The sequence below is a fragment of the Streptomyces mutabilis genome (assembly GCF_014649815.1).
In the GTDB taxonomy this organism is placed as follows: Bacteria; Actinomycetota; Actinomycetes; order Streptomycetales; family Streptomycetaceae; genus Streptomyces; species Streptomyces mutabilis.
This window is the reverse complement of the sequence record NZ_BMTT01000025.1, coordinates 1-19583: the sequence shown is the minus strand read 5'-3', so window position 1 is coordinate 19583 and position 19583 is coordinate 1. Positions and strand designations below refer to the sequence as shown.

The window sequence follows — 19583 nt, the reverse complement described above, 5'->3', positions numbered from 1 at the left end:
CCATGGACGCTGTGACCCAGGTCCCCACCCCCGTCAACGAGCCGGTGCACGGCTACGCCCCCGGCTCGCCCGAGCGTGCCCGTCTGGAGGCCAAGCTCAAGGAGCTGGCCGACAACCCGATCGATCTGCCCTGCACCATCGGCGGCGAGAAGCGGATGGGCGGCGGTGAGCGCTTCGACGTCGTGCAGCCGCACAACCACAAGGCGCGTCTGGGCACGTACGCGAACGCCACCCAGCAGGACGCCCAGGACGCGATCGACGCCGCCCTGGCCGCCGCCCCGGCCTGGCGCGCGATGTCCTTCGACGACCGCGCGGCGATCATCCTGCGCGCCGCCGAGCTGCTGTCCGGCCCGTGGCGCGAGACCATCGCCGCCTCCACGATGCTCGGCCAGTCCAAGACGGCCCAGCAGGCCGAGATCGACAGCCCCTGCGAGCTGATCGACTTCTGGCGCTTCAACGTCCACTACGCCCGCAACATCCTGGCCGAGCAGCCCCCGGCCAACTCCCAGGGCGTGTGGAACCGCATGGACCACCGCCCGCTGGAGGGATTCGTCTACGCGATCACGCCGTTCAACTTCAGCGCGATCGCCGCCAACCTGCCCACCGCCCCGGCCCTGATGGGCAACGTGGTGGTCTGGAAGCCGTCCCCGACCCAGACCCACGCCGCCGTGCTGCTGATGCAGCTCCTGGAGGAGGCCGGTCTGCCCAGGGGCGTCATCAACCTCGTCACCGGCGACGGCATCGCGGTCTCCGAGGTCGCCCTGGAGCACCGGGACCTCGCGGGCATCCACTTCACCGGCTCGACCAAGACCTTCCAGCACCTGTGGAAGACGGTCGGCAACAACATCGAGAAGTACCGCACCTACCCGCGCCTGGTCGGCGAGACCGGCGGCAAGGACTTCCTCGTCGCCCACCCGAGCGCCGACCGTGCCGTCCTCAAGACCGCTCTGACCCGCGGCGCCTTCGAGTACCAGGGCCAGAAGTGCAGCGCCACCTCCCGCGCGTACATCCCGGCGTCCATCTGGAACGACGGCTTCAAGGAGGAGTTCGCCGCCGAGGTCGACTACCTCACCATGGGCGACGTCACCGACCTGTCGAACTTCATCGGCGCCGTCATCGACGAGCGGTCCTTCGCCAAGAACAAGGCCGCCATCGACCGCGCCAAGGAGGACGACGCCTGCACGATCGTCGCCGGCGGCTCCTACGACGACTCGGTCGGCTACTTCGTCCGCCCGACGGTCATCGAGTGCACCGACCCGGAGAACGAGGTCTTCCGCACCGAGTACTTCGGCCCGATCCTCGCCGTGTACGTCTACGAGGACGACAGGTACGACGAGATGCTGACCCAGATGGAGTCGGTCTCCGACTACGCCCTCACCGGCTCGGTCATCTCCAACGACCGCGCGGCGGCGGCGTACACGATGGAGAAGCTGCGCTACGCGGCCGGCAACTTCTACATCAACGACAAGTCGACCGGCGCCGTCGTCGGCCAGCAGCCCTTCGGCGGCGGCCGTGCCTCCGGCACCAACGACAAGGCCGGCGCCCCGCAGAACCTGATGCGCTGGACGCTGACCCGCGCCATCAAGGAGACGCTGGTCGCGCCGACCGACTACACGTACCCGCACATGGGCTGACGCCCCCTCGGCACGCCCGCGGACGGGCCAGGTCACCCGACCTGGCCCGTCGGCGTTTTCGCAGGTCAGGGCGGTGCGGTCGAGGCCACTGTCTCAGATAGTAGGAAGTCCGAGTAATTGTGGAGACAGACGCTCCGTGCTCCCTTAACTTTGTAGGAGCCGAACGTCCCGCTCGATCGAGCGAAGGGCGGTCGTGAGCCGGGCTCCGTGCAGGCAACCCCTGCTGCTCCGTGCTTCCCGCCCCTTCCGGCCTCACGCAATCCCCTTTCTCCGCACCCCGTGTGCTGTGCCGAAGGAGTCGATTCCATGGCCGAGACCACCGTCCGCCGCCGAGTCCGCCACCTTTCCCGTACCAGCGACTCCGAGCGCAAGAACGCCGCCGCCGCCCTCCAGCGCGCCCTCGACCGCCGCGACAACGGCGGCGCCACCGGCCACTGAGTCGCGCGGGACGACAGCGGCGTCCGAATGCCGGACGCCGCATGTCATCCCGTGGGACGCGCAGTAGGGTGCCGTCATGTCTCCCAGCATCAAACTCGCAGTGATTCCCGGTGACGGCATCGGCCAGGAGGTCGTGGCCGAAGGTCTGAAGGTCCTCTCCGCCGTCCTCCCGCAGGATGTGAAGCTGGAGACCAAGGAGTTCGACTTCGGCGCCCGGCGCTACCACGCGACCGGAGAGACCCTCACCGACGCCGACCTCGACGCCCTCAAGGCGCACGACGCCATCCTGCTCGGCGCGATCGGCGACCCCTCGGTGCCGTCCGGCGTCCTGGAGCGCGGCTTCCTGCTCAAGCTCCGCTTCGCCTTCGACCACCACGTCAACCTGCGGCCGTCCAAGCTGCTGCCGGGTGTCGCCACCCCGCTCGCCGGGCAGCCGGAGATCGACTTCGTCGTCGTCCGCGAGGGCACCGAGGGCCCGTACACCGGCAACGGCGGCACCATCCGCAAGGGCACCGAGCACGAGGTCGCCACCGAGGTCTCCGTCAACACGGCCTACGGTGTCGAGCGCGTCGTGCGCGACGCCTTCGCCCGCGCGCAGGCCCGCCCGCGCAGGAAGCTGGCGCTGATCCACAAGAACAACGTGCTGACCTTCGCCGGTCACCTGTGGACGAACGTCTTCAACAAGGTGGCCGAGGAGTACCCCGAGGTCACCACCGAGTACATGCACGTCGACGCGGCGACCATCTACCTGGTCACCCAGCCCGAGCGCTTCGACGTGATCGTCACCGACAACCTCTTCGGCGACATCATCACCGACCTCGCCGCGGCCGTCTCCGGCGGCATCGGCGTCGCCGCGAGCGGGAACATCAACCCGTCCGGCGAGTTCCCCTCGATGTTCGAGCCGGTCCACGGTTCCGCGCCCGACATCGCCGGCCAGGGCAAGGCCGACCCCACCGCCACGGTCCTCTCCGTCGCCCTGCTGCTGCGCCACCTCGGCTACGAGGCCGAGGCCGCCCGCATCGAGGACGCGGTCTCGGCCGACCTCGGCGAGCGTGCCGGCAAGCCCGCCCGCTCCACCTCGGAGATCGGCGACGCGCTCGCCGGACGAGTAGCCGGCTGACCCGGCACGCTCGAAATCCAATCTTTCGAAGCCGCCGGGTCCGAAAAACAAGGTACCCGGCGGCTTTCTCCTGCGTCCGCCAGGTGCGACCATCGAACCATGGGCCGCATTCACCCCGTTTCATCCGTCACGGGCCGCGCGCGATAATCGAACGCGAAGCCGTGACATGAGGGAATGCTCGGACGTCCTAGCACCGGCCACCGGCCGTACGGGCGTGACAGCGGCCCGTCACAATCAAAACCGGTGAAGGACAACAATCCATGACGACGCCCACGATCGAGCTCAAGCCCTCCGCCACCCCGCTCTCCGACGCCGAGCGGGAAGCGATTCTGGCCAACCCCGGGTTCGGCCGCCACTTCACCGACCACATGGTGACGATCAAGTGGACCGAGGGCCGCGGCTGGCACGACGGACAGCTCGTCCCGTACGGCCCGCTCTCCCTCGACCCGGCCACCATGGTCCTGCACTACGCGCAGGAGATCTTCGAGGGCCTGAAGGCCTACCGCCGCCCCGACGGCAGCGTCGCCACCTTCCGCCCGGAGAAGAACGCGCAGCGCTTCCAGGCCTCCTCGCGCCGCCTGGGCATGCCGGAACTGCCGGTGGAGACCTTCATCGAGGCGTGCGACGCGCTGGTGCGGCAGGACGAGAAGTGGGTCCCGGCGCACGGCGGCGAGGAGTCCCTCTACCTGCGCCCGTTCATGATCGCGACCGAGGTCGGCCTGGGCGTGAAGCCGGCCAACGAGTACCAGTTCCTGGTCATCGCCTCCCCGGCCGGCGCCTACTTCCCCGGCGGCGTCAAGCCCGTCTCCATCTGGGTCTCCGAGGACCGCGTCCGCGCCGTCCCCGGCGGCATGGGCGACGCCAAGACCGGCGGCAACTACGCGGCCTCCCTGCTCGCCCAGGCCGAGGCCGCCACCAAGGGCTGTGACCAGGTCTGCTACCTCGACGCGATCGAGCGCAAGTGGGTCGAGGAACTGGGCGGCATGAACCTGTACTTCGTGTACAGCGACAAGATCGTCACGCCCGCGCTCACCGGTTCCATCCTCGAGGGCGTCACCCGCGACTCCCTGCTCACCGTCGCCCGTGACCTCGGCTACGAGGCCGAGGAGGGCCGGATCTCGGTCGACCAGTGGCAGCGCGACTCGGAGAACGGCACCCTGACCGAGGTCTTCGCCTGCGGTACGGCGGCCGTGATCACGCCGGTCGGCACGGTCAAGCGCGCCGGTGCGCAGTGGCAGCAGAGCGGGGGCGAGACCGGGGAGGTCACACAGCGGCTCCGCGACGCGCTGCTGGACATCCAGCGGGGTACCGCCGAGGACAAGCACGGGTGGATTCACCGGCTGGTCTGAGGCGCGCCCGGCGCCGGGGCGGGCCTCGCCGGGGGCTTCGCCCCCGGGCCCCGCTCCGGCCTAGACGGCCTCGTCCTCAAGCGCCGGACGGGCCGAGTCGGCCGACCCCGGGCTCCGCAGGGAGCGGGCCCGGGGCTGTGGCAGGAGCAGGTGCACCACCCCACCCACCAGCCCCGACAGCAGGAAGCTGCAGTCCACGCCGCCGGTGAGCGCCAGCAGCGGGCCCTCGTGCGACGGCAGGGAAACCGCCAGCACGCCGACCACCGCGCCCGCCGCCCAGGCCGCCGTGGCCGGGAGGTTCCAGCCGGCGCGGTACCAGTAGGCGCCGCCCCGCGCCCGGCGGTTGAAGACCTGGAGCGCGTCGGCGTCGTACACCCCGCCGCAGCGTACGAAGCCGATCATCGTGATGACCGCCCACGGGGTGCCGATCGCCGTCAGCAGCAGTACGGAGGACGTCATCGCCGACTGTGCGTCCCAGGTGCAGTGCCCGGCGAAGACACAGGCGGTGGCGACGACGGCGACCGCGCAGGTGGCCCGGGGCCGGTAGGCGCGCGCATGGAGTACAGCATCAGTCCCGCGTTGCCGACCGAGCCCGCGGAGGCGGCCAGCAGCAGCGGCACCAGGTACCAGGTGGGGGCGGCGTCGACCAGCGGACCCGCGTAGTCGAGGGCGGCGCGGGCGGCGTACGACGTGAAGGTGCCGAAGAGCTGCGGCACCAGCAGGCCCAGCATCAGGTCCAGCCAGCTCGCGTGCAGGACCCGGCGGGAGGAGAAGCGGGCCGGGGGGATGCAGCGGGTGTAGTCGCCGAGCAGCGTGGTGAAGGCGATCGGTCCGGACGGACCGGCGGCCACGGCGGCGAGCAGCCACGTCGGCCAGAACCCGCCCAGCAGATGTCCGCCCGCCTCGGGCAGCGCGGCGGTCGTGAAGTCGGGGGCGTAGGCGATCAGTCCGAGGACCAAGAGCGGTCATGCCGAAGGCCAGCACCCGGGACAGGGCGAGCAGCACCCGGTAGCCGTAGACCGCGCCCGCGACGGTCGCCGCGGCGAGCAGCCCGTAGACGACGGCGTACGCGGCCCCGCCCTGCGGCAATCCGGAGAGCCGGTCCAGCACGCCCATCATCACGTCCCCGCCGGTCCACACGGTCAGCACGGTGTAACCGAGGGTGAGCAGTAGCCCCACCACCGAGCCGACCAGCCGCCCGCGCACCCCGAACCGGGCGCCGGACGACGTGGAGAGGTTGGTGCCGGTGCGCAGGGAGACCAGGGCCAGCGGCGCCGTGAAGACCGTGCCCGCCACCACGGAGCTGACCGACGCCCACCAGTCCAGGCCGAAGAACGGCGGCGGCCAGCCGAAGACGATCACACCGAGGCAGAGGTTGGAGCCCAGCAGGATCGAGACGAGGTCCCGCGGCCCGCTGGTTCGTTCCTCCTCGGGGACGGTGTCGACTCCGCGCTGTTCGATCGGCGTGGCTGGTCTACTTCGACGGCCGCCTGTAGTTTAGAGCGACGCTCAATGTGACGTGTGGCGCTGCCCTCCGTCAACGGTCCGTACCATGTGTATGCCGTTTAGAGTGATGTTCAAATCTGAGGGAAGGCAAGGAGGTGCCACGTCGTGAGACTGACTCCCACGGAACGTGACCGGCTGCTGCTCTTCGGGGCGGCCGAGCTGGCCCGGGCCCGCCGTGCCCGTGGGCTCAGGCTCAACGTGCCGGAGGCGACCGCACTGATCGCGGACACCGTGTGCGAGGCCGCCCGCGACGGCGCCCGGCTCGCGGAGGCGATCGAGCGGGCCCGGTCCGTGCTGGGCCCGGGCGACGTGCTGCCCGGCGTCGCGGACGTGGTCACCGAGGTGCACGTGGAGGCCGTCTTCGACGACGGGTCCCGGCTCGCCGTGGTCTCCGACCCCATCGGGGACGGGCTGGGGGAGGAGGCACCGGGCGCCCTGCTGCCCGGGCCCGACCACGCCGAGACCGAGGTCGCGGTGCGCATCCCGGTGGCCAACACCGCGACCGTGCCGGTCTCCGTAACCTCCCACTTCCACTTCTTCGAGGCCAACCCGCGGCTGGACTTCGACCGCGAACGGGCCTACGGCATGCGGCTGGCCGTCCCCGCCGGGTCCTCGGTCCGCTTCGGGCCGGGGGAGAGCGCCGAGGTCGGCCTCGTGCCCATCGGCGGGCGGCGGATCGCGATCGGCTTCGCGGGTCTGGTGGACGGGCCGCTGGACGCGCCGGGGGCGAAGGAAGAGGCGCTGCGGCGGGCCGCGGCCTGCGGCTACCTGGGGGTCGCGCAGAAAGTACGGGAAGTTGAGGAAGAGCGGGAAGCGCGCGAAGTGCCAGGAGAGCCGGACGCACCGGAAGGAGGCGGGAGATGAGCCGCTCGAAGGGACGCGAGGTCCGCGAGTCGATCCACGTCGACCCCCACGCCTACGCCGCCACCCACGGCCCCCGGGCCGGTGACCGCGTGCGCCTCGGTGACACGGGGCTGGTGATCCGCGTGGAGTCCGACGCCCAGCGGTACGGCGACGAGTTCCTGGCCGGCTTCGGCAAGACCGCCCGCGACGGACTGCACCTCCAGGCCGCCGCCGTCCGCGAGACCTGTGACGTCGTGATCAGCAACGTCGTCGTGATCGACGCGGCCCAGGGGATCAGGAAGGTGTCGATCGGCATCCGTGAGGGGCGGATCAGCGGGATCGGCAGGGCCGGCAACCCCGACACCCTCGACGGGGTCGACGTCGTGGTCGGCACCGGCACCACCATCGTGTCCGGTGAAGGGCTCATCGCCACCGCCGGAGCCGTCGACACCCACGTCCACCTGCTCTCCCCCCGGATCATGGAGGCGTCGCTCGCGTCCGGCGTGACGACGATCATCGGGCAGGAGTTCGGCCCGGTGTGGGGCGTCGGCGTCAACTCGCCCTGGGCGCTGAAGCACGCGTTCGGCGCGTTCGACGCCTGGCCGGTCAACATCGGCTTCCTCGGCCGGGGTTCGTCGTCCCACGAGGCGCCGCTGATCGAGGCGCTGGCCGAGGGCGGGGCGAGCGGTTTCAAGGTGCACGAGGACATGGGCGCCCACACCCGCGCCCTGGACACCGCCCTGCGCGTCGCCGAGGAGCACGACGTCCAGGTCGCCCTGCACAGCGACGGCCTGAACGAGTGCCTGTCGGTCGAGGACACCCTCCGCGTCCTGGAGGGCCGCACCATCCACGCCTTCCACATCGAGGGCTGCGGCGGCGGACACGTCCCCAACGTCCTGAAGATGGCCGGCGTCCCCAACGTGATCGGCTCCTCCACCAACCCCACCCTGTCCTTCGGTCGGGACGCGGTCGCCGAGCACTACGGCATGATCGTCTCCGTCCACGACCTCAAGACCGACCTGCCGGGCGACGCCGCCATGGCCCGCGACCGCATTCGTGCCGGGACCATGGGCGCCGAGGACGTGCTGCACGACCTGGGCGCCATCGGCATCACCTCCTCCGACGCGCAGGGCATGGGCCGGGCCGGCGAGACCGTCCGCCGCACCTTCGCCATGGCCGGCAAGATGAAGGCCCAGTTCGGCGCCGACGGGGACGACGACAACGCGCGCGTCCTGCGCTACATCGCCAAGCTGACCGTCAACCCGGCCATCGCCCACGGCCTGTCCCACGAGGTGGGCTCGATCGAGGTCGGCAAGCTGGCCGACATCGTGCTGTGGCGGCCGGACCACTTCGGCGCCAAGCCGCAGCTCGTCCTCAAGTCGGGCTTCCCGGCGTACGGCGTGGTCGGTGACCCGAACGCGGCCACCGACACCTGCGAACCCCTCGTCCTCGGTCCGCAGTTCGGCGCCCACGGTGCCACCCCCGCCGAGATATCGGTGGCCTTCGTCGCGCAGGCCGCCCTCGACCAGGGCAACGACACCATGCCGACCCGCCGCCGCCGGGTCGCCGTGCGCGGTACGCGCGGCATCGGACCGGCCGACCTGCGCTTGAACTCCCGTACCGGCGCGGTCGACGTCGACCAGCGCACCGGCCTCGTCACCCTGGACGGCGACCCGTTGCGCTCCGAACCGGCCGACTCGGTCTCCCTCAATCGCCTTTACTTCCTCTGACCTGCCCCCGACCTCCTGGGACACCTCCATGACCTTCCGCATGCCCCCCGAGTGGGCCCCGCACGAACGCACCTGGATGGCCTGGCCCGGCCCCAACCCGACGTTCACCGACGACGAGGAGTTGGCCGGGGCCCGTGCCGCCTGGGCGTCCGTCGCCCGCGCGGTGCGCCGATTCGAGCCGGTGACGATGGTGCACGGACCCGGCCAGGGCGACACCGCGCGCGAGCTGCTGGGCCCGGACGTCGACCTGGTGGAGCGCGAGCTGGACGACGCCTGGATGCGGGACATCGGCCCGACCTTCGTGACGGACGGGCAGGGCGGGCTGGCCGCCGTGGACTGGGTGTTCAACGGCTGGGGCGCCCAGGACTGGGCCCGCTGGGAGCACGACTCCAAGATCGCCCACCATGTCGCGGACCTCGCCGGCGTCCCCGTCCTCGGCAGCACGCTCGTCAACGAGGGCGGCGCGATCCACGTCGACGGCGAGGGCACGGTCCTGCTGACCGACACCGTCCAGCTCGGCGCCGGCCGCAACCCCGGCTGGACCCGTGAGCAGGTCGAGGCGGAGATCCACGCCAAGCTCGGCACCACCAAGGCGATCTGGCTCCCGCACGGCCTGACCGGCGACTACGGCAGGTACGGCACCCAGGGCCACGTCGACATCGTCGCGGCCTTCGCCCGTCCGGGCACCGTCGTCGTGCACAGTCAGCGCGACCCCGCCCACCCCGACCACGCCCGTTCGCAGCTGTACGCGGAAATCCTGCGCGGCCAGACCGACGCCGAGGGCCGCCGCCTGGAGGTCGTCGAGATTCCCGCCCCGACCGTCCTGAAGGACGAGGAGGGCGACTGGGTCGACTACTCGTACGTCAACCACTACCTGTGCAACGGCGGCGTCGTCCTGTGCGCCTTCGACGACCCGCACGACGAACTCGCGGCGGGCATCTTCCGGCGCCTGTTCCCCGAGCGCACGGTGACACCGGTGGACGCCCGTACGATCTTCGCGAGCGGTGGAGGCATCCACTGCATCACGCAACAGCAGCCGAGGATCTAGAAGGAGTCAGCCATGGCCGGTGCGGCGCGAGCGCGGAAGAACGCACCGCCCCGCGAGGAAGTCCTCGCCGCCGCCATGGAGATGATCGCCGAGCGCGGCCTGGAGAAACTGACCATGGCGGCCCTCGGCCGCGAGGTCGGCATGAGCAGCGGCCACCTCCTCTACTACTTCCACTCCAAGGACGAACTGCTGCTGCGCACCCTGGAGTGGAGCGAGGGCCGCCTCGGTGTCGAGCGAGGGCGCCTGCTCACCCGCACCGGCACCGCCCGCGAACGCCTCGACGCCTACGTCGACCTGTACGTCCCCGAAGGCCACCGCGACCCGCACTGGACGTTGTGGTTGGAGGTCTGGAACCGCTCGCAGAGCGCCGCCGACGAATCCGCCGCCCGCGACCGGCAGGCCACCATCGAGGGTGCCTGGCACCGCGACCTGGTCGCACTGCTCGCCGAGGGCGTCTCGCGCGGAGAGTTCCGCCCCGTCGACCCCGACCGCTTCGCCTCCCGGCTGCGCGCCCTGCTCGACGGCTTCGCCATCCACGTGGCGATCGGACTGCGCGGCACGGACCGGGAGCAGGTGCTCGGCCACGTGGGGGAGTTCCTGGCGGACGGGCTCTTCGCCGCGACCTGAGCGTCCGGTTCCCCAACGTGCCCGCCCGGACGTGAACGTCCGGTTCCGGACGGTCACTGCTCGCATCCTGAGACGGGCGGTGAGCACGGGGACGAACTGTGCCAGACTGCCGCCGTGCTCTCGTTCGCCATGATTATTGGCAGCAGGCGCGCCGGTCCGCAGTGACCACCACGTACGACCAGGTACGGGTGGACACCGTCGTCCTCGACCCGCGCGCAGACCTCTCGCACCCGCGAGAGGTTTTTCGTTTTCCTGGCCCACCCCCAGCCGGGAAGAGAGCGCGAGGGATCATAGACGGACGGTGGAACCGGTCATTCCGGTAGACCGAGATCCCATACAGGAGCCTCCAGATCATGACCGCACCCAGCGAACTCGACGATTCGTTCCACGTCTTCGACACCACCCTGCGCGACGGCGCGCAACGCGAGGGCATCAACCTCACGGTCGCGGACAAGCTGGCCATCGCACGGCACCTGGACGACTTCGGCGTGGGCTTCATCGAAGGCGGCTGGCCCGGCGCCAACCCGCGGGACACCGAGTTCTTCGCCCGTGCCCGCGAGGAGATCGAATTCCAGCACGCCCAGTTGGTCGCCTTCGGCTCCACGCGCCGCGCGGGCGCCACCGCCGCCGAGGACCACCAGGTCAGGGCACTGCTGGAGTCCGGCGCCGAGGTGATCACGCTGGTCGCGAAGTCCCACGACCGGCACGTCGAGCTGGCCCTGCGCACCACGCTCGACGAGAACCTCGCCATGGTCGCGGACACGGTCTGCCACCTCAAGGCCCAGGGCCGCCGGGTCTTCGTCGACTGCGAGCACTTCTTCGACGGCTACCGCGCCAACCCCGAGTACGCCAAGGCCGTCGTCCGTGCCGCCTCCGAGGCGGGCGCCGACGTGGTCGTCCTGTGCGACACCAACGGCGGCATGCTCCCGGCGCAGATCCAGGCCGTGGTCGCCACGGTGCTCGCCGACACCGGCGCCCGGCTCGGCATTCACGCCCAGGACGACACCGGGTGCGCCGTCGCCAACACCCTCGCCGCGGTCGACGCGGGTGCCACCCACGTCCAGTGCACGGCCAACGGCTACGGCGAGCGCGTCGGCAACGCCAACCTGTTCCCGGTCGTGGCCGCGCTGGAGCTGAAGTACGGCAAGGAGGTGCTGCCCGAGGGCCGGCTGCGCGAGATGACCCGCATCTCCCACGCCATCGCCGAGGTCGTGAACCTCACCCCCTCCACCCACCAGCCCTACGTCGGCGTGTCCGCCTTCGCCCACAAGGCCGGACTGCACGCCTCCGCGATCAAGGTCGACCCGGACCTGTACCAGCACATCGACCCCCAGCTGGTCGGCAACACCATGCGGATGCTGGTCTCCGACATGGCAGGCCGCGCCTCCATCGAGCTCAAGGGCAAGGAGCTCGGCATCGATCTCGGCGGCGACCGCGAACTGGTCGGCCGGGTCGTCGAGCGCGTCAAGGAGCGGGAGCTCGCGGGCTACACCTACGAGGCCGCCGACGCCTCCTTCGAGCTCCTGCTGCGGGCGGAGGCCGAGGGCGAGCCGCTGAAGTACTTCGACGTCGAGTCCTGGCGTGCGATCACCGAGGACCGCCCCGACGGCTCCCACGCCAACGAGGCCACCGTCAAGCTCTGGGCCAAGGGCGAGCGCATCGTCGCCACAGCGGAGGGAAACGGCCCGGTCAACGCCCTGGACCGCTCACTGCGCGTCGCCCTGGAGAAGATCTACCCGGAGCTGGCCAAGCTCGACCTCGTCGACTACAAGGTCCGCATCCTTGAGGGCGTGCACGGCACCCAGTCAACCACCAGGGTCCTGATCTCCACGACCGACGGGACGGGGGAGTGGTCCACGGTGGGTGTCGCGGAGAACGTCATCGCCGCCTCGTGGCAGGCCCTGGAGGACGCGTACACGTACGGGCTGCTGCGGGCGGGGGTCGAGCCCGCGGAGTGAGCCGGGTCCCGGATCGGTCTCCCTCGGATTCCTCTTCCTCACTGATGTCTTATTGAGGTCGATTCGGGTACTTTCGAACGTATGAAGGACGCACGCGCTCGAGTCCTCATACGCCTCCTGGTCGCGCCGGTCGTCGCCCTCCTGGCGGTGCTGATGGCCGGTGCGCCCGGTGCGCAGGCGGCCACCGACGTCTCCGAGATCGGCGTGGCTCTGCGGGAGAGTCCCGTCTACGTGGACCCGGCCGCCTCCGACCTGCTGTCCGAGGCTGACGCCGAGGCGCTCGCCGACAAGATCGAGGACGCGAACGAACCCGTCTTCGTCGCGGTCCTCCCGGCCGGTTACCCGGCCGAGAACCTCTTCCAGAACCTCCGTACCGAGACCGGGATCACCGGCCTGTACGGCATCCGGCTCGGCGACGAGTTCGACGCGCGCGCCGACAGCAGCGTGCTGAGCCGCCAGGGCGTGGACAACCTCGTCACGGCCGCGCAGGGCGCGGGCGATCCCAAGGCCCAGCTCAACGACTTCGTCGACGACGCGCTGCGCAGCGTCCGCGGCTCCGCGCCGGCGTCCTGGGACTCCGGCGGCGGCGGTTCCGTCTCGACCGGCGCCCTGATCGCCGCCGGCGCGGTTGTGGCGGCCGGCGGTGCCGGGGTCTACGCGGTCGCCCGGCGCAACCGGCACCGCCGCGAGGAGGAGCAGCGGGAGGCGCTGGAGCGGGTGCGTGTGGTGGTCGACGAGGACATCACGGCGTTCGGCGAGGAACTGGACCGTTTGGACTTCCACCCCGGCGAGCCGGACGCCGACGACGCGATGCGCACGGACTACGAACGCGCCCTCGACGCCTACGAGCAGGCCAAGACGTACATGGCGGACGCCCGTGAACCGGAGGACGTGCGCGCGGTCACCCAGGCCCTGGAGGACGGCCGCTTCTCGCTCGCCCAGCTCGCCGCCCGGCGCGAGGGCAGGCCGCTGCCCGAACGCCGCCCGCCCTGTTTCTTCGACCCGCGCCACGGCCCGTCCGTCGCCGACGTCACCTGGACCCCGCCGGGCGGCGCCACCCGACAGGTGCCGGTATGCGCGGCCGACCAGGCCCGGCTGTCCGACGGCCTGGACCCGATGGTCCGCGAGGTGGACACCGAGTACGGCCGCCGCCCCTACTGGGACGCGGGCCCGGCCTACGGCCCCTGGGCCGGCGGCTACTTCGGCGGCGGCATCCTCCCCGGCCTGCTGGTCGGCACGATGCTGGGCAGCATGATGGCCGGCCCCGCCTACGGCGCGGGGTACGGCGACTTCGGCGGCCACGAGGGCGGCGACGTCACGGGCGGCGACTTCGATTCCGGCGACTTCGGCGGCGGTTTCGGGGGCGGCGACTTCGGTGGGGGCGGCGGGTTCGGCGGCGGTGGCGGGGACTTCGGCGGAGGCTTCTAGCTCGGCGGAGGCTTGAGGCGTGGGGGCCACACGGCGCGCGGCCCCCACGGTCACCTGTCTACGGTCGGCGCGGCACGCCTGCCGTTCCGTCGGCCCGGCCCACCGCGCCGAAGGCCGACGCGGCGGCGGTCAGGGCCAGGGCGCAGACGACGAGCCCCGCACTGATCCACGCCGGCGACCGGTATCCGTACCCCGCGCCGATCGCCAGCCCCCCGGCCCACGGGCCCAGCGCCGCGCCCACGTTGAACGCGGCCGTCGCGAAACCGCCCGCCAGGGTCGGGGCGTCCGGTGCCGCGTACAGCACCTGGGAGATCAGCGTGGAGCCGACCCCGAAGGACAGCGCGCCCAGCACGCACACGAGCCCGAGCAGCAGGACCGGGTGCCCGGCGCCCAGCGCGAGCACGCACCACCCGGCGCCCAGCGCGGCCCCGCCCACCGTCACCACCGACGCCGGGCTGCGGTCGGCGAACCGCCCGCCCACGTTCACCCCGGCGAACGATCCCGCCCCGAACAGCGCGAGCACCCCCGGTACCGACGCGTCGCCCAGCCCGCCGACCTCCGTGGCCAGTGGCGCGAGATACGTGAACGTGCAGAAGGTCGCCCCGTTCACCAGGGCCCCCATCAGCAGTGCGAGCAGCAGCCGCGGGCTGCGCAGCGACCGCAACTCGACCACCAGCAGGGGAGGCGCGCCGTCGGCGGCCCCGCCCGGCACCGACCGGGCCACCGCGACCACCGCGGGCACCGACAGCAACGCCACCGCCCAGAACGCCGAGCGCCAGCCCCACACCTGACCGAGCAGTGCACCGGCGGGCACCCCGACCACGCAGGCCAGCGTCACGCCGCCCAGCAGCGTGGCCGTGGCCCGCCCCTTGGCGTGCGGCGGCACCATGCCGGCGGCGGTCACCAGCGCCACGGCCAGGAACCCCGCGTTGGCCAGCGCCCCCACCACCCGCGTGGCCAGCAGCACCTCGAAACTGTCGGTGACCGCACCGACCACGTGGACGGCGAGGAAGACGAGCAGGAAGCCCAGCAGGGCGCCCCGCCGCGACCAGCGCCGCCCGAGCGCTGCCATCAACGGCGCCCCGACGACCATCCCCACCGCGAAGGCGGAGGTCAGGGCCCCCGCCGCGGGCACGGTGACCTGTAGATCCCCGGCGATGTCCGGCACCAGCCCGGACAGCATGAACTCGGACGTTCCCTGGGCGAACACGGCTAGGCCCAGCAGAAGAAGAGCGAACGGCATGAAGTAACCCCGCACCCGGAAGTCGACACGAAACACGACACGGCGGACGGCCGTCCGGTGGCGGTGGTGCGGCGGTGACTACGGGTACGCGCTCAGCGGGTCCCGCGGCCCGGCATCACGAACAGCCACCGGAGGACCGGTGGCCTGAGTCTGGACGCCTCTGGGCTGTTCACGCCGGGCACGTTAGCGGCTCGCGGCGAGTGACGCGACCGGATTTCGCCCGCGCCGCACGACCACGACGGCCGCGAGGCCCACGACCGGGCCGATCGCGGTCTGCACGCCGAAGTGCTCGCCGAGCATCAGGGCGCCCCACACGGCCGTGACCGGAGACATGAGGAACATGAGCGTGCTGACCTCGGTGAGGCCCGACCGGCGCAGGATCAGCCAGTACAGCCCGTAGCCACCGAAGGTGGGCAGCACCGCCAGCCAGGCGGTCGCCGTCCGGAACGACGGGCGGGACCGCCGCCCCGTCGCCCACCGCCAGCGCCGAGAAAAGGACGGCACTGGTCAGGCAGTGGATCGCGAGCGCCGCCCGGAGCGCGACCGGAGTGCGCCGGTGCCCACGGACGGTCACGACCGGCACACCATCCGCCCTGGCCCGTGCCCTGATCGACGGCGTCCAGCCGCTGGTCGCCGGTGCGCTCGCCGGGCCCGTGCTGCGGCAGTACGTGTTCCGTCGGCAGTGGCTGGGACTGTGGCTGGGGACGGCGCTCGGGCGTCACCGAGGTCATCGTGACCGGTTTCGCCACGGAGGTTCGCGTGGGACACCACGGCGCGACAGGCGCTGAGCCGGGGGTGACCTGGTCGTGGTGGCCGACGGGCACCCCACGTCGCGGCGGACCGCTGCCGACGCGGTCCGCCCGGTGCCGGCGGACGACTCGATCGCGCAGTACAACACGATCTACGGGACGATCGGCTGGCCCGGCCGGCGCATCCGGGTCCGGGCCGCCGCCGACGTCGAGCTCACACCTGCTTGATCGCCGAGATGTCGAAGTTCAGCTTGATCTTGTCGGACACCAGCACGCCGCCCGTCTCCAGGGCCGCGTTCCAGGTCAGGCCCCACTCCGAACGCTTGATCTCCGCCGTGCCCTCGAAGCCGACGCGCTCGTTGCCGAACGGGTCCTTGGCGGCGCCGTTGAACTCCAGGTCGATGCTGATCGGCCGGGTGGTGCCGAGGATCGTGAGGTCACCGGTGACGCGGTAGTCGCCGCCGCCGAGGGACTCCGCCATGGTTGAACGGAAGGTCATCATCGGGAACTCGTCCGTCTTGAAGAAGTCCGAGCTCTTGAGGTGGCCGTCACGGTCGGCGGAACCCGTGTCGATGCTGTCCATCGTGACGTCGAGGGTCGCCGTGGACTTCTCCGGGTGGATGCCGTCCAGGTGCAGCGTGCCGCTGAAGTCGAGGAACTTGCCCTTGACGTTGGTGACCATGGCATGGCGCGCGGTGAAGCCGATCGTCGTGTGGGACGGGTCGATCGTGTACGCGCCGGTCAGGGTGGTGAGGTCGGGGGTCGTGGTCATGGTGTCCTCCAGGAAGGTCGAGCCGTGATGTTGAATGTTCAACCAGTCCAACGGCGGCGACTCTAGTCCTATTCCGTACGGCCTTCAACGGTTATGACCGGCGCGGCGGCGACGTCTGAGGAGCGGGTCGGGTAGGCACGTACAGCCGTACAACTCCCGACCGTGACCACCGGCGACTACCGACTTCTTCGACGTTCAGCAACGCCGTGGGTGCCGACGACGCTGCCGCTGGACCGGGTTCTGCGAGGAGCTGGTGCGGACCCAGGCCGCGATCAACCGCAACACCGCTTCCTCAAACCGGCCGACGCGCCGCCGCAGCCTCCGTACCGCCGCCTGGCGGTGTCCGGAGCGGGGAAAGGTCATGGGCATGACCCCCATGTGGCCGTACGCCCGCCGGACCGGCGCCGAACCCACCCGCCGCACCTTCCTGCTCGCGACCGCCCTGGCCGCCGCGCTCGCCCCCGGCCTCGGCGCGCCCGCCCTCGCCGTCCCCGCACCCGCCGCGGACCCGGTGGATCCCTACGACACCCTGCGCAGACGCTGGCTCGACATCGCCCTCGGCACCGGCTACGACCCGGCCGCCGAACCGTACGCCTCCCGCCTCGCCGAGACCGGCGCCCGCGCCCGCCGCCACCGCGCCACCATGGCCCCCACCCCCACCTCCCTGTGGCCCGGCCACCCCTTCGATCCGCCCGCCGGTATCACCTTCGCCTACGGCCGCCTGTGGACCATGACCCAGGCCTACGTCCAGCAGGGCACCGGCTCCACCGGCGACCAGGCCCTCCTCGCCGACATCCTGCGCGGCCTCGACCACCTCTCGGCCACCGTCTACAACCCCGCCACCACCCGCTACGGCAACTGGTGGGAATGGCAGATCGGCAGCCCCCGCCTCCTGATGGACATCTCCGCCGCCCTGTACGACCACCTCGGCCCCGATCGCACCGCCGCCGCCTGCGCCGCCGTCGACCACTTCGTCCCCGACGTGATGCTCGGTGACTACTCCGGCACGTCCACCGGCGCCAACCGCGTCGACCTGTGCCGCTCCGTCGCCCTACGCGGCGTCCTGGGCCGGAGTCCCGCCAAGATCGCGCTGGCCCGCGACGCGCTCTCACCGGTCTTCCCGTACGTCACGAGGGGCGACGGCCTCTACGCCGACGGCTCGTTCGTACAGCACACCTGGGTCGCCTACTCGGGGACGTACGGCCAGGTCATGCTGGACGGGCTCGGCCGGCTGTTCACCCTGCTCGCCGGTTCGGAGTGGGAGGTGACGGACCATGGCAGGCAGATCATCCTCGACAGCGTCGAGAAAGCCTACGCGCCCCTCGTCCACGACGGACTGGTCATGGACGGCGTCAACGGACGCGCCATCAGCAGGGGGTACCTCAAGAGCGACGACCTGCGCGTCATGCGCAGCGACCACTTCCACGGGCAGCAGCTCATCGCGGCCATGGCAGTCCTCGCGGGCGGCGCGAGTGATGCCGAGCGCGAGCGCTGGTACGCCCGGATCAAGGGCTGGATCGAACGGGACACCGTCACCCCGATCCTCACCGCGCCCCAGTTCCCGGTCGCCGACCTGGCCCGGCTGCACGCGATCGCCGACGCCCCCGTCGAGTCCGCGCCCGAGCCCACCGGGCACCGCCTCTTCGCCGCCATGGACCGCGCCGTCCACCGCCGCCCGGCCTTCACCGCCGGCCTCGCCATGGCCAGTGACCGCATCGCCCACTACGAGTGCGGCAACGGCGAGAACCCGCGTGGCTGGCACACCGGCGCCGGCCTGCTCACCTGGTGGGCGAACGGGACCGCTTCGGATCAGTACACGGACTGGTTCTGGCCGACCGTCGACTGGTACCGGCTGCCCGGAACGACCGTCTCCACCAAGCGCCTGGCCGACAGGGCCGGTGGCGAGTGGGGCGCACCCAAGCCCGACGCGCGCTGGGTCGGCGGCACGACCGACGGCGAGTACGCGGCCGTCGGCCAGCACCTCAAGGGCCTCGGCTCGACCCTCGATGCCCGCAAGTCCTGGTTCTTCCTCGCCGACGCGGTGGTCTGCCTCGGCGCCGGCATCACCTGCGCGGACGGCGTCCCCGTGGAGACGGTCGTCGACAACCGCAATCTCGGAGAGGACGGCACCCAGACTCTCGCACGCGGTCGGCACTGGGCCCACCTGGAAGGTCACGGCGGCTGGATCGTGCCCGACGGCGACCTGCGGATCCTGCGCGAGGACCGCACCGGCGCCTGGTCCGACATCAACACCACCAGCACCACCGAGCGCCGCACCCGCCGCTGGCAGACCCTCTGGCTGGACCACGGCACGGACCCGACCGACGCCGGCTACCACTACGTCCTCATGCCGGGCGCCTCCCGCAGGACCGTCGCCCGCCGCGCCGCCGACCACCGGTGGCTGACCGTCCTGGCCAACGACGACCACCGCCAGGCCGTCACCGTGCCCCCGCTCGGCCTCACGGCGGCCAACTTCTGGCAGGCCGGCACGGCAGGGCCGCTCACCGCGACCGCGGGCGCGAGTGTGCTGGTCCGACGCCGGGGTCGCACCGCTACCCTCTGCGTGAGCGAACCGCCGCGCACCGGAGAGCCCCTGGAGATCATCTGGGACCACCCGGTCCGGGGGGGTGGTACGCGCCGACGAGACGGTCGACGTCCTCGCCACAGGCCGCCGACTGCACCTCCGTGTCACTCCAGGGGTGGTATGTACCACCCTTGAATGTGAGGTGACTCTCAGCTGACGCCTTTGTGCGACCCCTACAAGCATCTGGGGCCCTGAGCAGCTGAAACGGCTGCATGCGGTGGGGGTTCTGTTCAGTGCTACCAGGAAAACGCGCCGGAGACTGTACGGAGTCGACGGCTCGCATTCCTTGGTCGGGTTCGTAGAGTCGCTACATGACCGTTTTGGATGAGGCGCCGGGTGAGCCGACGGACGCGCGCGGGCGAGTGGCTGAACTGCACGAGATCCGTGCGCAGGCTCTGGCCGGACCGAGCGAGAAGGCGACGGCGGCGCAGCACGCCAAGGGCAAGCTGACCGCGCGGGAGCGCATCGAGCTGCTTCTGGACCCGGGGTCCTTCCGGGAGGTCGAGCAGTTGCGGCGGCACCGGGCGACCGGGTTCGGCCTGGAGACCAAGAAG

The 19583-nt window shown here is 71.4% G+C and carries 14 protein-coding genes and 5 pseudogenes; 14 read left to right on the top strand and 5 right to left on the bottom strand.

All coding sequences use genetic code 11. The features are described from left to right. Nucleotides 1-2 precede the first annotated feature (2 nt). The 4 genes from pruA (at nucleotide 3) to IE142_RS31020 (ending at nucleotide 4541) form a co-directional block, all read left to right on the top strand. Nucleotides 3-1634, top strand: a complete 1632-nt coding sequence (gene pruA / locus IE142_RS31030; protein ID WP_191888815.1) for an L-glutamate gamma-semialdehyde dehydrogenase — start codon at nucleotides 3-5, stop codon at nucleotides 1632-1634. 306 nt (nucleotides 1635-1940) lie between these two features. Then, complete coding sequence (locus IE142_RS37445) at nucleotides 1941-2072, top strand: hypothetical protein (RefSeq protein WP_078949240.1); 132 nt, start codon at nucleotides 1941-1943, stop codon at nucleotides 2070-2072. Between the two features lie 76 nt (nucleotides 2073-2148). Beyond that, on the top strand, nucleotides 2149-3192 hold the full coding sequence (locus IE142_RS31025; RefSeq protein ID WP_191888814.1) for a 3-isopropylmalate dehydrogenase: 1044 nt from the start codon (nucleotides 2149-2151) through the stop codon (nucleotides 3190-3192). Between the two features lie 260 nt (nucleotides 3193-3452). Next, complete coding sequence (locus IE142_RS31020; protein WP_191888813.1) at nucleotides 3453-4541, top strand: branched-chain amino acid aminotransferase; 1089 nt, start codon at nucleotides 3453-3455, stop codon at nucleotides 4539-4541. 60 nt (nucleotides 4542-4601) lie between these two features. On the opposite strand, the pseudogene IE142_RS31015 reads toward IE142_RS31020, so the two are convergent. Beyond that, nucleotides 4602-5500, bottom strand: a pseudogene (locus tag IE142_RS31015) (cytosine permease). Nucleotides 5501-5561: 61 nt separating this feature from the next. After that, nucleotides 5562-5927, bottom strand: a pseudogene (locus tag IE142_RS37440) (cytosine permease); the annotation flags it as partial. A gap of 225 nt (nucleotides 5928-6152) precedes the next feature. Between IE142_RS37440 and ureA the strand changes: the two are divergent. From ureA to IE142_RS30985, 6 genes are all read left to right on the top strand, one after another. Next, on the top strand, nucleotides 6153-6911 hold the full coding sequence (gene ureA / locus IE142_RS31010) for an urease subunit gamma (RefSeq protein WP_191888812.1): 759 nt from the start codon (nucleotides 6153-6155) through the stop codon (nucleotides 6909-6911). Further along, a complete protein-coding gene (locus IE142_RS31005; protein WP_191888811.1) occupies nucleotides 6908-8620 on the top strand; it encodes an urease subunit alpha in 1713 nt (570 codons plus the stop codon). Before ureA ends, IE142_RS31005 begins: the two co-directional genes overlap by 4 nt. 28 nt (nucleotides 8621-8648) lie before the next feature. After that, on the top strand, nucleotides 8649-9668 hold the full coding sequence (locus IE142_RS31000) for an agmatine deiminase family protein (protein ID WP_191888810.1): 1020 nt from the start codon (nucleotides 8649-8651) through the stop codon (nucleotides 9666-9668). Between the two features lie 12 nt (nucleotides 9669-9680). Beyond that, complete coding sequence (locus IE142_RS30995; protein WP_191888809.1) at nucleotides 9681-10295, top strand: TetR/AcrR family transcriptional regulator; 615 nt, start codon at nucleotides 9681-9683, stop codon at nucleotides 10293-10295. A gap of 353 nt (nucleotides 10296-10648) precedes the next feature. Further along, nucleotides 10649-12253, top strand: coding sequence for a citramalate synthase (gene cimA / locus IE142_RS30990; protein ID WP_191888808.1), 1605 nt, complete (start codon nucleotides 10649-10651; stop codon nucleotides 12251-12253). An 81-nt stretch (nucleotides 12254-12334) separates the two neighbouring features. Beyond that, nucleotides 12335-13681: a hypothetical protein gene (locus IE142_RS30985; protein WP_191888807.1), complete on the top strand. Its 1347-nt coding sequence runs from the start codon at nucleotides 12335-12337 to the stop codon at nucleotides 13679-13681. Nucleotides 13682-13739: 58 nt separating this feature from the next. On the opposite strand, the gene IE142_RS30980 is transcribed toward IE142_RS30985, so the two are convergent. Further along, nucleotides 13740-14924: a Cmx/CmrA family chloramphenicol efflux MFS transporter gene (locus IE142_RS30980; RefSeq protein ID WP_191888806.1), complete on the bottom strand. Its 1185-nt coding sequence runs from the start codon at nucleotides 14922-14924 to the stop codon at nucleotides 13740-13742. Nucleotides 14925-15107: 183 nt separating this feature from the next. Further along, nucleotides 15108-15477, bottom strand: a pseudogene (locus IE142_RS30975) (EamA family transporter); the annotation flags it as partial. Nucleotides 15478-15526: 49 nt separating this feature from the next. Here IE142_RS30975 and IE142_RS37075 point away from each other — a divergent pair. Both IE142_RS37075 and IE142_RS30970 read left to right on the top strand, forming a co-directional pair. Beyond that, nucleotides 15527-15628, top strand: a pseudogene (locus tag IE142_RS37075) (EamA family transporter); the annotation flags it as partial. A gap of 105 nt (nucleotides 15629-15733) precedes the next feature. Then, on the top strand, nucleotides 15734-15901 hold the full coding sequence (locus IE142_RS30970; protein WP_191888805.1) for a hypothetical protein: 168 nt from the start codon (nucleotides 15734-15736) through the stop codon (nucleotides 15899-15901). On the opposite strand, the gene IE142_RS30965 is transcribed toward IE142_RS30970, so the two are convergent. Further along, nucleotides 15888-16445 carry a YceI family protein gene (locus IE142_RS30965; RefSeq protein ID WP_191888804.1) on the bottom strand — a complete coding sequence of 186 codons (558 nt, stop codon included), beginning with the start codon at nucleotides 16443-16445 and terminating at the stop codon, nucleotides 15888-15890. The two genes, IE142_RS30970 and IE142_RS30965, sit on opposite strands and share 14 nt — an antisense overlap. A gap of 361 nt (nucleotides 16446-16806) precedes the next feature. Here IE142_RS30965 and IE142_RS30960 point away from each other — a divergent pair. Together IE142_RS30960 and IE142_RS30955 are read left to right on the top strand one after the other, a co-directional pair. Beyond that, nucleotides 16807-19186 (top strand): annotated as a pseudogene (locus tag IE142_RS30960) (polysaccharide lyase 8 family protein). 154 nt (nucleotides 19187-19340) lie between these two features. Continuing rightward, nucleotides 19341-19583: carboxyl transferase domain-containing protein (locus IE142_RS30955; RefSeq protein WP_306432622.1), on the top strand; the 243-nt coding region annotated here is incomplete at its 3' end.

Coding starts and splice junctions, on each gene's coding strand:
- pruA (WP_191888815.1), top strand. CDS start 3: ATGGACGCTGTGACCCAGGTCCCCACCCCCGTCAACGAGCCGGTGCAC.
- IE142_RS37445 (WP_078949240.1), top strand. CDS start 1,941: ATGGCCGAGACCACCGTCCGCCGCCGAGTCCGCCACCTTTCCCGTACC.
- IE142_RS31025 (WP_191888814.1), top strand. CDS start 2,149: ATGTCTCCCAGCATCAAACTCGCAGTGATTCCCGGTGACGGCATCGGC.
- IE142_RS31020 (WP_191888813.1), top strand. CDS start 3,453: ATGACGACGCCCACGATCGAGCTCAAGCCCTCCGCCACCCCGCTCTCC.
- IE142_RS31005 (WP_191888811.1), top strand. CDS start 6,908: ATGAGCCGCTCGAAGGGACGCGAGGTCCGCGAGTCGATCCACGTCGAC.
- IE142_RS31000 (WP_191888810.1), top strand. CDS start 8,649: ATGACCTTCCGCATGCCCCCCGAGTGGGCCCCGCACGAACGCACCTGG.
- IE142_RS30995 (WP_191888809.1), top strand. CDS start 9,681: ATGGCCGGTGCGGCGCGAGCGCGGAAGAACGCACCGCCCCGCGAGGAA.
- cimA (WP_191888808.1), top strand. CDS start 10,649: ATGACCGCACCCAGCGAACTCGACGATTCGTTCCACGTCTTCGACACC.
- IE142_RS30985 (WP_191888807.1), top strand. CDS start 12,335: ATGAAGGACGCACGCGCTCGAGTCCTCATACGCCTCCTGGTCGCGCCG.
- IE142_RS30980 (WP_191888806.1), bottom strand. CDS start 14,924: ATGCCGTTCGCTCTTCTTCTGCTGGGCCTAGCCGTGTTCGCCCAGGGA.
- IE142_RS30965 (WP_191888804.1), bottom strand. CDS start 16,445: ATGACCACGACCCCCGACCTCACCACCCTGACCGGCGCGTACACGATC.